Here is a 15,097-nt window from a genome sequence, read left to right on the forward strand (position 1 = left end):
CGGTCGGAACGCAGGCCGGCCCGGCGACCGAGGGTCACCGGGCCGGGCCGCCGACTCGTGGGTGGGTCGGGGCGCCCGATCAGTACCAGTTGACGGACTGCGAGTGCGACCAGGCGCCGCACGGGCTGCCGTAGACCGACTTGATGTAGCCGAGGCCCCAGGTGATCTGCGTCTTGGCGCTCGTCGCCCAGTCGCTGCCGGCCGAGGCCATCTTGCTGCCGGGCAGCGCCTGCGGGATGCCCGTGGCCCCGCTGGGGTTGTAGGCCTTGTAGTTCCAGCCGGACTCCTTCGTCCAGAGCGACACGAGGCACGAGAACTGGTCGCTGCCCCAGCCGTACTGCGACGACGCGAGCGACTGGGCGGTCGCCTTGGCACCGGCGACCGAGTTGTCGGAGGCGGCGCGGGCGGCCTCGGCGGCAGCGGCGGCCTCGGCGGCGGCCTGCGCCTCGGCGGCGGCCTGGGCGTCTGCGGCCGCCTGGGCGGCAGCGGCGGCCGCGGCGGCGGCAGCAGCGGCCTGACGATCGGCCTCGGCGGCGGCGGCCTGCACGGTCTGGGCCGAGAGGGCGGTCTTCTCCACGCGGGCGTTCAGGGTCGACGCGTCGAGCTTGTCGTAGTCGGCGAGCGACGCGACCTGGGTCCGCAGGTCGCTCGCGTCGGTCCGGCTCGAGGTCGAGGCCACGACCTGGTTCGCGATCTGGATGGTCGACTTGGCCTTCGCCTGGGCCAGCGAGGTCGCGATGTCGGCCTCCTGCTGCTTCACGTCGGCGGCGTGCTGCTCGGCCGAGATGGTGCTGTCGGCGCCGGCCGCCGTCATCGAGGTGACGGCGAAGCCGGTGCCCGCGACGAGGGCGACGGCGGCGACGCCCCCGATCAGCGACAGGCGGCGGCGGGCGGCACGGCGGCGGCCGGCGGCCAGCGAACGACGCGTGGCGGGTGCCTCGACGGGGGTCGGGGTCGCGGTCGACGCGTCCCCGTCGGAGGCAGGGGTGTTCTGGGGTGTCATGTGGTCCTCGTGCTCGGCCGACCCGCGCCTCCGGTCGGGCGGGGCGCACACGGCCGCACCGCACCGGGCGCTCGGAGCACGCGGGGCGGCCGGGTTCCACGCAACGGGGGCGAGGGGGCCGTGACAGGTCGGTGTCGGTCTCGCGGGGCCGTGGGACCCCGACTCGTCCGCCGCTGCTGTCCGGCCGAGCGGGACTCGGTCGGAAGGGGCGCACGCGCCCGGGCGAAGTGACGAGTATGCAGAGACTTCCTGAGTAGGAGCACACAATCCACTGTCGAACCACGCAGTCCGGCGCATCAGCCCAGCGGATGACATCGGTCCGCGCCTCCCTCATCCGAGCGAAGGAGGCGCGGGTCGTGCCGGTCAGCAGCCCGCGATCACGCCGTCCCCGTCGCCCCCGCGGCGACGTCGTCGGCGACCCGGCTGCGCCGCCACGCACCGGTCGCGACGTACTTCACCATCACGTTCAGCACGGCCACCGTCGGCACCGCGAACAGCGCCCCGGGGATGCCGGCGACGTACGAACCACCGGCGACGGCGAAGACCACCGCGAGCGGGTGGACGCGCACGGCCGAACCCATCACCAGCGGCTGCAGCACGTGGGCCTCGAGCAGGTGGACGACGAGCACGCCGGCCAGCATGATCACGGCCTGCAGCGGCCCGGCGAAGACGAGCGCGACGACGACGGCGAGGGCTCCGGTGACGATGGCCCCGACCACCGGGATGAACGACGCCAGGAACACCAGGATCGCGATCGGCACCGCGAGCGGCAGCCCGAGGAAGAACGCGATCAGGCCGATGCCCACGGCGTTGACGGCGGCGACGACGATCTGAACCCGGACGAACGAGGTCAGAGTGTGCCAGCCCGCCTGGCCGGCGCCGTCGACGGCCGGCCGGGCCGCCTTCGGGAAGAGCCGGACGGTCCAGGCCCACACCCCGCGGCCGTCGATCATCAGGAAGATCGTGGCGAACAGGGTCAGCAGTCCGCCCGCCAGCAGGTGCCCGGCCGCCGTCCCGATCGAGAGCACGCCGCTGAGGATCGCCTTGCTCTCGGTCTGCAGCGCGTTCTGGGCGTCCTTCAGGTAGCCGTCGACGTCGGCGTTCGTCAACTGGAAGGGCGGCCCCTGCAGCAGGGTGGTCAGCTGGTCGTACTGCGCGACCGACTGCCGCTCGATCTGCGGCAGGCCGGCGCGGATCTGGGTCACCGCGAGCAGCACGAGCCCGCCCACGACGACGACCCCGGCGAGCAGCGCCGCCACGATCGCCAGCCAGCGCGGCCACCGGTGCCGGTGCAGGAACCCGGCGACCGGCACGAGGAACGCCGACACCAGGATCGCGATCAGCAGCGGGACGACGATCTCCTCGAGCGTGGCGATAAGCCAGAACAGCACGGCGAGCGCCGCGGCCACCGCGAGCAACCGCCAGGCCCAGGCCCCGGCGATCAGCATGCCGGGCGGCAGGGAGGCGCGGGCCGGGTCGACGGCGGAGGCAGAGGTGGCGGCTGCGGGCGTGGCGGCGGTCGGGGCCGGGGCGGGGGTGCGGGTCGCATCGTCCGTGGCGCCCCCGTCTGTGGCTGCACCCTGGGGGTGCTGGGAGCGACGTGAGAACTTCATGAGCCGAGTGTCCGGCCGCGCGGCTATCAACCGGCTGTGACTTCGCTGACCCGCGCCGCGCCTCCCGGGGTCGGGGTGCGGGCCCGGTCGAAGGGTCAGGCCTGCGGCGCGAACCGGGGGCCGTCGTACCCGTCGCGGACGACCCGTTCGGACCAGGCGGCGAGCGGTCGCACCCAGAGCCCCTGCTCGCCGTAGAGGGCGCGGTACAGGACGAGCGGTTCGTCGGTCTCGCTGTGGCGGGCCGTGCCAAGCACCTCGTAGCGGCCGCCCTTGAAGTGGCGGTACGTCCCGGGGGCGGGTGGGGTGTCGGAGGTCATCCCGCGAGCCTAGACGGGCGACGCGGGCCACGATGGGTCGGGTGACCCAGGACGCCCACCCCTCGACCGCCAGCACCCAGACCACCCCGGGCGAGCCCGTGGTCGACACCGACGAGCGTTCCGCGCGTCGCGAGTTCGACACCCCGTCCGGCCGAGTCGTCGGCCGGGTCGACGGCGACGTCGTGCGGGTCCTCGGCGTGCCCTACGCCGAGGCCGGCCGCTTCGAGCCGCCGCGGCCGGTCGCCCCGTGGTCGTCCCCCCTGCACGCCTTCGACCGGGCACCCGCGTCACCGCAGCTGCCCGCACCCGGGCTCGAGGCCCTGATCGAGGGCGCCGCGGCCGACATGGTCGACGACGAGCACTGCCAGCGCCTCTCGATCACGCTGCCCGCCGACCTCGCGGCCGACGAGCGCGTCCCGGTGATGGTGTGGGTCCACGGCGGCTCGTACGTCTCGGGGGCGGGCGACCTGCGGGTCTACGACCCCCGCGCGCTCGTCGCCGAGCAGCGCGTGGTCGTCGTCACGGTGACCTACCGGCTGGGCATGCTCGGCTTCTTCGGCGACGGCGGAGCGGTGCCCGCCAACCTCGGCCTGCTCGACCAGCTCGCAGCCGTGCGCTGGGTGCACGACACGATCGAGGCGTTCGGCGGCGACTCCACGCGCATCACCCTCTTCGGCCAGTCGGCGGGCGGCGACGCGATCGCCCACCTCATGATCAGCGAGGGCGCCAGGGGCCTCTTCGCCCGGGCCATCGTGCAGAGCGCCCCGCTGGGCATCGTGCGCGGGCGGACCCGGATGATCGCGGCGATGACGGAGGCGGTGGGGACGCCCCGCACGGACGCCCCGGTCGACGAGGTGCTCGCGGCGCAACCCGTGGCCGAACGGGCGGCCAAGCGCTTCGGCCTGCGCGGCGGCATGGCCTTCGGCGTGCAGTACGGCCGGGCTCCGCTGCCCGCCGAGGCGGACGCCGACGACGCCTGGCGCGAGGTCGCCCCCGAGATCGACCTCCTCATCGGCTCGACCGCGGACGAGACGGCGGTGTTCGCCGAGTTCTCGCCCCCGCTGCAGCGGTTGTTCGCCCTGCCGCTGGTCGGCCGGGCGATCCGCCGCGTGATGATCGACGTCACCACGAAGGCCGTCTACCACCGGGCCGGCCGCGCCTTCGCCGCCCGGCACCGGGCGGCCGGCGGCCGCGTCACGACGTTCCGCTTCACCTGGGAGCCCGAGGGCACCTCGTTCGGCGCCGCCCACATCACCGAGCTGCCGCTGCTGCTCGGCGGCCGCGAGGCCTGGGGGCACACCCGCCTGATCGGCACGACCGACTGGGACGACGTCGAACGCCGGGGCCGCAAGGTGCGCCAGGTCTGGGCCGACTTCGCCCGCACCGGCACCGTCGCCGCCGACGCCACCGCCGGGCTCGCCGACACCCTCGTCGTCGACCGCCGCCCGTCCTGATCCCCTCGCCGCACCCCCGAGGCCCCGCGCTCGACCCCTCCGTCCGGCGGAGACCGCCTGCCCGGGCGAACGGTCGACCGCCGGTGCGGGGGGTGGCCGAGTCGGACCGTCCCTCACCAACCGGCCCGCGCCTCCTTCTCTCCACACCATCGGCACGGTGTTCGCGCCGGGCGGCGCCGCGACCATACGATCGACGGCAGACCAGACACGCCGACGTCGCCGTGGTCGCCCTCCCCGCCGTGCCTGCCGCGGAGCCGAGCCCCAGAGGACCGTGATGAAGAAGTTCCGCCGCGACCAGGCGCGCATGCACCTCGTGATGATGCTGACGTTGACGTTCACCACCGGCATCATCGACGCCGTCGGCTACCTCGGCCTCGACCGCGTGTTCACGGCCAACATGACCGGCAACGTGGTCATCCTCGGCATGGCCGTCGCCCAGGCCGACGGGCTGCCGATCGTCGGCCCGATCGTCGCCCTCGCCGCCTTCCTGCTCGGGGCCGCGATCGGCGGGCGCGTGCTGCGCGGCGGCCGGGCCGGCTGGTCGGGCCGCAGCACGACCTCGTTCGGCGTGACCGGCGGCGTGCTGCTCGGGCTGGGCGTCTCGACCTTCTTCGTCGTGCCCGAAGAGAACACGCCGTGGGCCTTCACGATCACCGGTCTGCTCGGTGCCGCCATGGGTCTGCAGGCCGCGGCGGCCCGCAAGATCGCCGTCGCCGACGTCACGACCGTCGTGGTCACGTCGACGATCGTCGGCCTCGCGTCCGAGTCGAAGCTCGCCGGGGGCACGGGCAAGAACTTCCCCCGGCGGGTGCTCGCCGTGGTGCTGATCCTCGCCGGTGCGGGCGTGGGGGCCCTGCTGCTGCAGGTGCACATCGGCGTCGGCATGGGCGTCGCCGGTGGACTCACCCTGCTCGTCGCGCTGACCGGGCACCTGCTGCGCGAGCGGCGTCGCGAGGTCGAGGCCCGCGAGGCGGCTGCGGCCGAGGCTGCCGCCGCCGAGGCCGCCGGCGCCGCACCCGCGGGTCGCGACCAGGAGGCGCGCTCGGCGACCAGCGGAGCGAACGGGTCCGCCCGTGGCTGACGCCGCACGGTACGACCTCGTCGTCCGGGCCCGACGTGCCCTGGTCGAGGGCGAGTGGCGTGAGGCGAGCGTCGCCGTCCGTGACGGCCGGGTCGTGTCGATCGGCGACCTCGATGACGACGTCTCGGCGGGCGTCGACGTGACGCTGCCCGACGACCAGGTGCTGCTGCCCGGCGTCGTCGACAGCCACGTGCACGTCAACGAACCCGGCCGCACCGAGTGGGAGGGCTTCGCCACCGCGACCCGCGCCGCAGCCGCCGGCGGGGTGACGACCATCGTCGACATGCCGCTCAACAGCATCCCGCCGACGACGACGGTCGACGCCCTCGAGCAGAAGCGGTCCGCGGCGGGCCCCCAGTCGGTCGTCGACGTCGGCTTCTGGGGCGGGGCGATCCCGGCCAACCTCGGCACGGGCGACCTGCGGGCACTGCACGAGGCCGGGGTCTTCGGCTTCAAGGCGTTCTTGTCGCCGTCGGGCGTCGACGAGTTCCCCCACCTGTCGACGGAGCAGCTGCACGAGGCGATGGCCGAACTGGCCGAGTTCGACGGCCTGCTGATCGTGCACGCCGAAGACCCCGACGGGCTCGACGCCGCCGCGGCCGCACTGGACGGCACCGCCGGCTCAGGGGCCGAGGGTGCCGCCGCCGCCCCGTCCGGCGGTTCGTCCACCGGGGCCTCCCCGGGAGGCGCGGCGTACGACGCGTTCGTCCGCTCGCGTCCCGACGTGGTCGAGCGCACCGCCATCGAGCACGTGGTCGACGCCCTCCGCGCGACCGGCGGGCGGGCGCACGTGCTGCACCTGTCGTCGGCCACCGCCCTCGACACGATCCGGGCCGCGAAGGCCGAAGGGCTGCGGCTGACGGTCGAGACCTGCCCGCACTACCTGACCTTCGACGCCGAGCACATCGGCGACGGGGCGACGCAGTTCAAGTGCTGCCCGCCGATCCGTGGCGAGGCCAACCGCGAGCTGCTCTGGCAGGCCCTGGTCGACGGCACGATCGACGTCGTCGCGAGCGACCACTCCCCGTCGACCCGCGAGCTCAAGTTCGCCGGCGGGGTCGACGGAGCCCACGGCGACTTCGACGTCGCGTGGGGCGGCATCTCGGGTCTCGAGCTGAGCTTCCGCGCGGTCTGGACGGGGGCGCGGCAGCGGGGCATCGCCCTCGAGACCGTCGTCGGCTGGATGGCGCAGGGCACCGCGGCCCTCGTCGGGCTGACGTCCAAGGGACGCATCGCCGTCGGCGCCGACGCCGACCTCGTCGCCTTCGCCCCCGAGGCGCCGGTGACGATCGACGTCGACGACCTCTCGCACCGCAACCCCGTGACCGCCTACGACGACGCCCGTCTGTTCGGCGAGGTCGCGGCGACCTGGGTGGGTGGCCGGCTGGCGGGCCCGAGTGCGCCTCCGGCACGACTGCTCGTGCGTCCCGACGCCGGGGTGGCGCCGTGATCGGGACCGTCGACGGGGTCGCACGGTGGGGCGCGTGACCGTCGCGCCGGTCGAGGTCGCGCCCGGGGTGCACTTCGTCGAGGGGCCCGCGTCGAACTGGACGATCCTGTCGGGCGACGGCACGATGACGCTGGTCGACGCGGGGTACCCGGCCGACCTCGAGCTGGTGGAGGCGTCGCTGCGCTCCGTGGCCGCGGGCTCGGGCCCCGAGCTCCCCCGCCTGACGTCGGTGCTCGTGACGCACGGCCACAGCGACCACATCGGCACGCTGACCGCCCTGCGTCGACGCCACGAGTTCGACGTCCTCGCCGCTCCGGCCGAGGTGCCGAACGTGACGCGCGAGCAACTGCACCAGGTCACGGTCGGCGACGTGCTCCCGCACCTGTACAAGCCACGCTTCGCACGATGGGTGCTGCACGCGGTGCGTGCCGGCGGTCTGGGCGACGTGGGAGTGCCCGACGTCGTGCCGCTCGACCTCGGGTCGGCACGGACGTTCAGCGGCCACCGGGTGGTGCCCACCGCGGCCGTCGGCCACACCCCCGGGCACACCGTCTTCTCCCTGCCCGACGACGACGTGCTGATCACCGGCGACGCCCTGGTGACCGGCCACCCGACCTCACGGCTCGACGGCGTCCAGATGCTGCACCCGATCTTCCACGACGACCTGGCCGAGGCCGGCCGCACCTACGGCCGCCTCGTCGAGCACCGGGCGCAGACGTTGCTGCCAGGACACGGGCCGGCGCTGCTGCGCTGACGTCCCGGGGGGGGCGGACGGCACCGGAGCGCTGAGACCGCGCCCCGACCTACTCGAGCTCGCTGAGCTCGGCGTAGAGCTCGGTGATCTCGGCCACGCGACTGCGGCCCCCCTCGGGGCGACCCGCCCGGACGGTCTCGGTCAGCACGGCCCCGGCCAGCAGCGCGGCCAGGCTCATCGCGCTCGCGTAGCTGTCGAACGGGGCCGGCGTCTCGACGGGGCAGTCGAGCCGCACGGTCACGTCGACACCCCGGACCGACGGGTCGGCCACGAGCACCACCGGGACGCCCCGGGCAGCGAGCGACGAGAGCACGCCGGCGAACCCGGCCGGCCGACGACGGAAGCCCACGAGCACGACGACGTCACCCGCCCCCAGGCCGACCAGCTCTTCGCCGATGGACTGCCCGGGCTGCGGCGCCACGCGCACGTCGTCGCGAGCCTGCACGAGCTGCTGACGCAGGTGGAGGGCGACCGGGTAGCTGTTGCGGAACCCGGCGACGACCACCCGGTCGGCCGCGGCGACGAGGGCGGCCGCACGCTCGAGCCTGCCGTCGGCGAGCCCCGCGAGCAGGGCGTCGAGGTTGCGACGTTCGGCCTCGGCGTGCTCGGCGAGACCCCCGGAGGCGCGGGTCGGCCCCACCGGCACCCCCCGGCTGCGAGACGCCCGCGCCTGGTCGCGCACCTCTTGGGCGTCGCTGAATCCGAGCCGTCGGAAGAGCCGCGAGACCGTCGCCTTCGAGACGCCGCTCTGCTCGGCGATCTCGGTCGCCGTGTAGACGGCGAGGTCGTCGAGGTGGTCGAGGATGAAGTCCGCGGCGCGTTGCTCCTGCGGCGAGAGCCGGCCGTACCCGGAGTCGATGCGGTCGCGGATGCCGGCCCCCTCGACCGGACCCGCGCCTCCTGCCCCGGACCCGTCGACGAGATCGTCGCCGGCCGGCGGCGTCGCGTCGCTCACGCGGGGTCCTGCGTCGTCACCCGGTGTGCCGCGGCGACCGCGTGCACCGCGGCCTCGAAGGCGTCGAGCGCGACGGCCACGTCGGCGAGGGTGACGATCTCGTCGGGGTGGTGGCTGATGCCGCCGTTGCCGCAGCGGACGAACAGCATGGCCCACCCGGTCAGCTCGGCGACGGCCATGGCGTCGTGCCCGGCCTTCGAGAACAGGACCATCGGGTCGGTGTCTCCGGTGGCGGCGACGCCGTCGCGGACGAACCCGCGGAGGCGCGGCGAGGCCACCACCGCCGGGGCGCGGTGGGTCTCGTCGACGGCGAAGGTCAGCCCGCGACGCTCGCCGACCTCGGCGGCGACGGCCTGGATGCCGGCCCAGACCTCGTCGCGACGGTCGTCGTGCTCGCCGCGGAGGTCGAGGCTGAACTCGACGAGCCCCGGGATGACGTTGACCCCGCCGGGGAAGGCCTGCAGCCGACCGACGGTCGCGACGCAGTCGGCCTCGCGGGCCAGGCGCTCGACGGCCAGGACGATCTCGCTCGCTCCGGCCAGGGCGTCGTGCCTGCGGTGGAAGGGCACGCCGCCGGCGTGACCGGCGACGCCCGTCAGCGTCAGCTCGAAGCGACGGGCGCCGGCGATCGACGAGACGACGGCGAGGGCGCGGTCGGCCTCTTCGAGGTACGGCCCCTGCTCGATGTGCGTCTCGAGGTAGCCGACGACGTCGGCGGGGTCGTAGGCCGCGTCGGCCACCCGGTCGGGGTCGAGGCCGAAGGCGTGGAAGGCGTCGCGCAACGTCGTCCCGGTGGCGTCGACCAGGGACCACCACTCGGGCAGCCAGGTGCCGGCTACCGCGCGCGAGCCGAGCAGGGCGGTGCCGAACCGGGTGCCTTCTTCGTCACCGAACGCCAGCACCTCGATCGCGAACGGCAGGCGGGTGCCCGCGGCGTCGAGACGCCCGACCAGCGCGATGCCGAGCAGCACGCCGAGGATGCCGTCGTAGCGGCCCGCGTCGGGCACCGTGTCGAGGTGCGAGCCGAGCAGCAGGGCGGGCAGCCCCGGCTCGGTGCCCTCGTAGCGCCCCCGCTGGTTGCCGGCGGCGTCCTGCCAGGTCGTCATGCCGGCCTGCCGCATCCACTCGCCGGTCATCGCGTTCACCCGGGCGTGCTCGGGCGAGAGGTACACGCGCTCGATGCCGGTCGCACTGCTCGAGACCGCCGCGAGGGCGTCGCAACGCTCGAGGACGAGACGGGCCTCGGAACTCACGCCGCGCCTCCGTCGCGGTCGACGTCGACGTGTCGGTCGACGTCGAGGTAGACGTCGTACGCCGCGCCGACGCCGCCCCCGGCGGTGATCGGAGCGCCCTCGCGCCGCAACACGGCCTCGAGCGCGGCGAGCGTCGTGAGCACGGTGTCGCGACGCGCGTTGTAACCCATCGTGCCGATGCGCCAGACCTTGCCGTGCAGGGGGCCGAACGAGGTGCCGATCTCGATGCCGAAGTCGGCGAGCATCGCGCCGCGCACCCGGTCGCCGTCGACCCCGTCGGGGATCACCACGGCGACCACGTTGTTCATCTTGTGCTCGAGGTCGCCGAAGGTGTCGAGCCCGAGCCCCTGCACGCCGGCCAGCATGGCCCGACCGTGCAGCTCGTGCCGGGCGACCGCGGCGTCGAGGCCCTCGTCGACCACCACGCGGGCGCACTCGCGGGCACCCCAGAGCATCGTCGTCGCCTCGGTGTGGTGGTTGAGGCGCTGCGGCCCCCAGTAGTCGAAGATCATCGCGAGGTCGAAGTAGTTCGAGGCGATGCGGTGCGCGCTGGTCGTGTCGCCGTCGGTGCGGATGCCCGCCTCGATCAACGTGCGGGCCCGGATGACCTCGACCGCACGCTCGCTGTAGGTGACCGGCGACGAGCCCGAGGGGCCGCCGAGGCACTTCTGCAGGCCGGCGCTGACAGCGTCGAGACCGAGCTCGTCGGTGCGGAAGGCGTTGCCGACGATCGAGGCCGTGACGTCGGTGTAGAACAGCACGCCGTGGCGGGCGCAGACCTCGCCGAGGCCCTCGAGAGGCTGGGCGACGGTGGTCGAGGTGTCGCCGTGCACGACCGCGAGCAGCTTGGGCTGCACCTGCTCGATCGCGCGCGCGACGGTCTCGAGCGTGAAGACCTGCCCCCACGGCACCTCGATGACGTGGACCTCGGCTCCACAGCGCTCGGCGATCTCGCGCAACAGGTGGCCGAAGCGCCCGAAGACGGGCACGAGCACCTTGTCGCCGGGTTCGATCAGCGACACGAGCGAGGCCTCGATGCCGGCACGCGAGGTGCCGTCGACCAGCAGCGTCTGCTCGTTCGAGGTCTGGAACACCTCGCGGTAGAGGGCCTGCGTCTCGTCCATGTAGGCGGTCATGGCGGGGTCGTACTGCCCGACGAGCTGGGCCGACATCGCTCGCAGCACCCGGGGGTCGGCGTTGATCGGGCCGGGGCCCATCAGCAGGCGGGCGGGCGGGTCGATCGGCTGGAAGACTCGTTTCACCTGGCCCACCCTACGCAACCGGTGTTTCAGGCAGGTGAACGACGCGGGCGGGCGACCGGGTGGCGCCCGTGCCCGAGGAGGCGCGGGTCACGTCGCCCACGACGCCGCGAGACCCAGCAGCCCCAGGTCGGCCCCTCTCGGCCCGACGAGGCTGAGCCCGACGGGTGCCCGGCGTCCGGAGGGGAGCGCCACCTCGAGGACGGGAGCCGAGACGGCGGGAGCACCGAGGATGCCGGCGATGCAGGTGAGGCCGAGCGTCGCGGAACGGACGACGTCGACCTCGGCCGGGGTCGCGCCGAGCGACGGTGCCGCCGACGACGCACTCGGCAGCAGCAGCACCCGACCGGCGAGGAGGGACTCGAGACGGCGACGCTCGTGCCCCAGCGCCACCCGCGCCTCCTCGGCCCGTCGGGGCGAGACCGTCGCACCGAAGGCGAACCGGGCCGCGACGTCGGGGGCGAGCTCACCCGGATGGGTCGTGATCCACCCACCGTCGGACCGCCAGGCCTCGTGCGCCTGCAGCACGCGGAACAGCTCGAAGAGCTGCGCGACGTCGCCCAGCTGCACCTGACCGGGACGCTCGACGCGGCCCGCCGCGGTCGCCTCGTCGAGTGCTCGACCGAACTCGGCCCGCACCTCGGGGGCGACCGAGGCGAGCACGGCCGGGTCGACCACGTACGACGGCTCGACCGACACCTGGTCGTCCGCGGGCAGCGACGTCGTCGCCGCCCGCTGCAGGGTGTCGACGTCCCGGGTGAGCCAGCCGACCGTGTCGAAGGTCGGCGCGAGGGGAAGCAAGCCGGTGCGGTCGACGGCCCCGTGGGTCGTCCGGATGCCCCAGAGCCCCTGGTACGACGCGGGGACGCGGATCGACCCGCCGGTGTCGGTGCCGAGGCCGATGCTCACCTGCCCGAGGGCGACGGCCGCCGCCGGCCCGCTGGTGGACCCCCCGGAGATCGCACCGGGAACGGCCGGGTTGGGCGGGGTGCCGTAGGCCGAGTTGCGACCGGCGATGCTGTACGCGAACTCGTCGGTCTGGGCGATGCCGCGCAGGTCGGCCCCCGCGTCGACCAGGTGCTGCACCGCGGCCGCGTGCCGGGGCTCGACGGGGGCGTCGCGCAGGCGGGCGGGCACCCCGGCACCGATCGCGTGCCCCGCGACGGCGAAGAGGTCTTTCACGGCGACGGTCTCGCCGGCGAGCACGGCGCGGGACGAGGCGCCGCCCCGGTCGCCGCCGGCGGCCCGGGCCACCCCGGGCCCCGACCCCGCAGGAGGCGCGGCGAGGGTCGCCCCCGCCTCTCGCCGCCCGGCGACCAGCGGCTCGCCCACGACCCGCCACACGCGGCGGTCGACGGCCGGCGGTGGTGCCTGCACCTGCGCGGAGACGATGCGCCACGGTCGAGCACCCCCTGGGCCGCCACCCGGCTCGCGACGCCAGAGCTGCGTGACGACCCCTCGTCCACCACCGGCGGGAGCGTTGACGGACACGACCAACGCCGTGTCGACGTCGACGACCCGGACGTGCCGCTCGACCACGCGCCGGACGGGACCCGAGCCGCGCCTGCCACGGAACGCCGTGATCGCGTCGTGCCCGACCAGCAGGCCGCCGGCGTCGGCCCGCAGGACGGTGGCGGTCGACTCGAAGGCTGCGGCGAGCGCCGCCTGGTCGTCGGCGGCGAGCGCGCGTTCGTACGCGTCGAACGTGGCGAGCAGGCCGTCGGGCAGCTCGCCCTCGACCGTCGTGGGGACGGTGCCCGGAGCGACCCGCGCCTCCTCGGGGCCGTCGGCCTCAGCCACCGAAGTCCGCCTTGCGGATGCGGGCGTGCACGCCCTTGACGAGGTCGACGACCTGCGAGATGTCGAAGTCGGTAGCGGCCGAGAGGTAGGCGTAGGCCAGGCTGCGGTCCATGCCGTGTCGCGCCTCGAGCAGGTCGATGGCCGCCCGGACGCAGGCCCGCACCGCCTCGTCGAGGTCTTCGTCGAGACCGGTCGGCACGAGCAGCTCGGCCGTCTCGGCGAGCGGCCCGGCGATCTCGCCGAACATCGCGACGGCCTCGGCGCGGGGCACGAGGTCGAAGCGGACCGTGACGCGGAGGCTGGCCTCCATCGCGGTGAGCGCGACCTCGCCGTCGCCCTGCGCGAAGTGCGGATCGCCGACGTAGGCGAGGGCCCCTGGCACCTGGACGGGCAGGTGCAGCGACGCCCCCTCGGTCAGCAGGGCGATGTCGACGTTGCCGCCGTGCGACCCCGGAGGCACCGAGTGCGGGCGGTCGTCGCCCGCCACGGCTACGCCCATGATGCCGAGGAAGGGGTGGAGGGGGAACCGCACCGTGTGGTCGCCACCCGGCACGAGTGGCAGGGTGCCGACCAACGACCCGTCGGGATCGTGGTCGACGGCCGCGAAGACGCTGACCGGGCCCGCCTCGAGCGGGTACTCGCCGGCCAGGGCGCCGCGGCCGTGACGGTTCGAGATGACGCCGTACGGGACCCTCGGCGTCGCGTCGAGCAGGGTCATCGTGACGACGTCGCCCGGCAGGGCCCCTCGGACGGCGATCGGCCCCGTGACGACGTGCGGGCCGTCGGCGGCAGGGTCTCGACCGTGGCGCTCGTCGCTGGCGGCGGCCAACGCGACGGCGTCGTCGAGCACGTGCTCGGCCGGCACCCCGTGTCGGGCGAAGAAGGCCCGCGGGTCACGCCCCTGGTCGTCGAGGACGCCCTCGTGGCTGAGGGTGTCGATGACGACGGCGGTGCCCGGATCGACCGTCAGCACGGGCTGGTCACCGGCACACGGCAGGCGCCCCCAGAGGGTCGTGGCGAGCGTCGCGGGCAGGTAGGGGACGCCGTCGCCCGCGGGCAGCGGTTGCAGGATCGGGGTCACGGGAACGGGGCCCGACGGGGGTGCGGGGGTCGTCTCGGAGATCGCCATGCCCAGCACAGTAGCGAGTGGACGTCTCGCCCCGAGAGACCTCCTGAAACGAGTTGTTCACAAATCGTCGATCGTGAAACAAGTCGTTCACACGGCTGTGTGATCATCACGGCATGGCGATCATCCTCGGCGACAACCAGTACGGCAAGGCGGAGTCGCGGCTCGTGCGCTTCTACCGCGACGGGCCACGACACGAGATCCGCGACGTCAACGTCACGACCGCGCTCCGCGGCCCGTTCGACGCGGCCTACCTGCACGGCGACCAGAGCGCCGTGCTGCCCACCGACACCCAGAAGAACACCGCGTTCGCCTTCGCCAAGTCGAAGGGCGTCGAGGCGGTCGAGACTTTCGGGCTCGAGCTGGCCCGGCACTTCGTGCACGACGTCGAGCCGGTGACGGGCGCCCGCATCGAGATCGAGCAGTACGACTGGCAGCGGGCCGTCGTCGACGGAGCCGAGCACGACCACACCTGGCTGCGATCGGGCCAAGAGGTGCGCACCGCCGCCGTGACGGTCGACGACAACGGCGAGCACGTCGTGGGCGGCTTGAAGGACCTCGTGCTGCTCAAGTCGACCGGCTCCGAGTTCGCGGGGTTCCTGACCGACGAGTTCACCACGCTGCCCGAGACCCACGACCGCGTCATGGCCACGGCGCTCGACGCGAAGTGGCGGTTCGGCACGACCGACGTCGACTGGGACGCCACGTACGCCGAGGTCAAGCGCCTGATGGTCCGCGAGTTCGCGACCCTGCAGTCGCTCGCCCTGCAACAGACCCTGTGGCACATGGGCACCGCCGTCCTCGAGGCCGTCCCCTCGATCGTCGAGGTGCGCCTCAAGGCACCGAACAAGCACCACTTCGCCTACGACCTGTCCCCCTTCGGCCTCGAGAACCCCGGCGAGGTCTTCTGGGCGGCCGACCGACCCTACGGGCTGATCGAGGCGACGGTGCTCCGCGACGACGCCCCGCCGGCCCACGACGCCTGGCGCGCCTCGGCTGGTCTCGCATGAGCCTCGTCGAGTCGACCGACCC

At 74.2% G+C, this 15,097-nt stretch carries 13 protein-coding genes; 5 read left to right on the top strand and 8 right to left on the bottom strand.

Going from position 1 to position 15,097, the window contains the following annotated elements; all coding sequences use genetic code 11:
- Window positions 1-79: 79 nt before the first annotated feature.
- From AC3CCI_RS06125 to AC3CCI_RS06135, 3 genes are all read right to left on the bottom strand, one after another.
- On the bottom strand, window positions 80-1,003 hold the full coding sequence (locus AC3CCI_RS06125; protein WP_488628411.1) for an aggregation-promoting factor C-terminal-like domain-containing protein: 924 nt from the start codon (window positions 1,001-1,003) through the stop codon (window positions 80-82).
- Window positions 1,004-1,380: 377 nt separating this feature from the next.
- A complete protein-coding gene (locus AC3CCI_RS06130) occupies window positions 1,381-2,616 on the bottom strand; it encodes an AI-2E family transporter (RefSeq protein ID WP_488628412.1) in 1,236 nt (411 codons plus the stop codon).
- Window positions 2,617-2,711: 95 nt separating this feature from the next.
- Window positions 2,712-2,933 carry a DUF1653 domain-containing protein gene (locus AC3CCI_RS06135; RefSeq protein WP_488628413.1) on the bottom strand — a complete coding sequence of 74 codons (222 nt, stop codon included), beginning with the start codon at window positions 2,931-2,933 and terminating at the stop codon, window positions 2,712-2,714.
- 41 nt (window positions 2,934-2,974) lie between these two features.
- On the opposite strand from AC3CCI_RS06135, the gene AC3CCI_RS06140 reads away from it, so the two are divergent.
- The 4 genes from AC3CCI_RS06140 (at window position 2,975) to AC3CCI_RS06155 (ending at window position 7,672) form a co-directional block, all read left to right on the top strand.
- The gene (locus AC3CCI_RS06140) at window positions 2,975-4,387 is read left to right on the top strand and encodes a carboxylesterase family protein (RefSeq protein WP_488628414.1); all 1,413 of its coding nucleotides are present in this window, start codon (window positions 2,975-2,977) and stop codon (window positions 4,385-4,387) included.
- 274 nt (window positions 4,388-4,661) lie between these two features.
- Entirely contained in the window at window positions 4,662-5,468 is an 807-nt protein-coding gene (locus AC3CCI_RS06145; protein ID WP_488628415.1) for a DUF1275 family protein, read from the top strand.
- Entirely contained in the window at window positions 5,461-6,918 is a 1,458-nt protein-coding gene (allB, locus tag AC3CCI_RS06150) for an allantoinase AllB (protein ID WP_488628416.1), read from the top strand. The genes AC3CCI_RS06145 and allB overlap by 8 nt, the downstream gene beginning before the upstream one ends.
- Window positions 6,919-6,952: 34 nt before the next feature.
- The gene (locus AC3CCI_RS06155) at window positions 6,953-7,672 is read left to right on the top strand and encodes an MBL fold metallo-hydrolase (RefSeq protein ID WP_354594413.1); all 720 of its coding nucleotides are present in this window, start codon (window positions 6,953-6,955) and stop codon (window positions 7,670-7,672) included.
- A 49-nt stretch (window positions 7,673-7,721) separates the two neighbouring features.
- On the opposite strand, the gene AC3CCI_RS06160 is transcribed toward AC3CCI_RS06155, so the two are convergent.
- The 5 genes from AC3CCI_RS06160 to AC3CCI_RS06180 all read right to left on the bottom strand — a co-directional run bounded on the left by AC3CCI_RS06160 (window position 7,722) and on the right by AC3CCI_RS06180 (window position 14,068).
- Window positions 7,722-8,627: a MurR/RpiR family transcriptional regulator gene (locus AC3CCI_RS06160; RefSeq protein WP_488628417.1), complete on the bottom strand. Its 906-nt coding sequence runs from the start codon at window positions 8,625-8,627 to the stop codon at window positions 7,722-7,724.
- A complete protein-coding gene (locus tag AC3CCI_RS06165) occupies window positions 8,624-9,880 on the bottom strand; it encodes an allantoate amidohydrolase (protein ID WP_488628418.1) in 1,257 nt (418 codons plus the stop codon). The genes AC3CCI_RS06160 and AC3CCI_RS06165 overlap by 4 nt, the downstream gene beginning before the upstream one ends.
- The gene (locus AC3CCI_RS06170) at window positions 9,877-11,142 is read right to left on the bottom strand and encodes a pyridoxal-phosphate-dependent aminotransferase family protein (RefSeq protein WP_488628419.1); all 1,266 of its coding nucleotides are present in this window, start codon (window positions 11,140-11,142) and stop codon (window positions 9,877-9,879) included. Before AC3CCI_RS06170 ends, AC3CCI_RS06165 begins: the two co-directional genes overlap by 4 nt.
- Before the next feature lie 87 nt (window positions 11,143-11,229).
- Window positions 11,230-12,939, bottom strand: a complete 1,710-nt coding sequence (locus AC3CCI_RS06175) for an AtzH-like domain-containing protein (protein ID WP_488628420.1) — start codon at window positions 12,937-12,939, stop codon at window positions 11,230-11,232.
- Window positions 12,932-14,068 carry an acetamidase/formamidase family protein gene (locus tag AC3CCI_RS06180; RefSeq protein ID WP_488628421.1) on the bottom strand — a complete coding sequence of 379 codons (1,137 nt, stop codon included), beginning with the start codon at window positions 14,066-14,068 and terminating at the stop codon, window positions 12,932-12,934. Before AC3CCI_RS06180 ends, AC3CCI_RS06175 begins: the two co-directional genes overlap by 8 nt.
- Window positions 14,069-14,181: 113 nt before the next feature.
- On the opposite strand from AC3CCI_RS06180, the gene pucL reads away from it, so the two are divergent.
- Entirely contained in the window at window positions 14,182-15,075 is an 894-nt protein-coding gene (pucL, locus tag AC3CCI_RS06185; RefSeq protein WP_488628422.1) for a factor-independent urate hydroxylase, read from the top strand.
- Window positions 15,076-15,097: the final 22 nt, after the last annotated feature.

Source organism: Frigoribacterium sp. CF331, from assembly GCF_057787905.1.

Bases quoted from the DNA above. Each gene is read 5' to 3' on its own strand.
- AC3CCI_RS06125 (WP_488628411.1), bottom strand. From the start codon at position 1,003: ATGACACCCCAGAACACCCCTGCCTCCGACGGGGACGCGTCGACCGCG.
- AC3CCI_RS06130 (WP_488628412.1), bottom strand. From the start codon at position 2,616: ATGAAGTTCTCACGTCGCTCCCAGCACCCCCAGGGTGCAGCCACAGAC.
- AC3CCI_RS06135 (WP_488628413.1), bottom strand. From the start codon at position 2,933: ATGACCTCCGACACCCCACCCGCCCCCGGGACGTACCGCCACTTCAAG.
- AC3CCI_RS06145 (WP_488628415.1), top strand. From the start codon at position 4,662: ATGAAGAAGTTCCGCCGCGACCAGGCGCGCATGCACCTCGTGATGATG.
- AC3CCI_RS06180 (WP_488628421.1), bottom strand. From the start codon at position 14,068: ATGGCGATCTCCGAGACGACCCCCGCACCCCCGTCGGGCCCCGTTCCC.
- pucL (WP_488628422.1), top strand. From the start codon at position 14,182: ATGGCGATCATCCTCGGCGACAACCAGTACGGCAAGGCGGAGTCGCGG.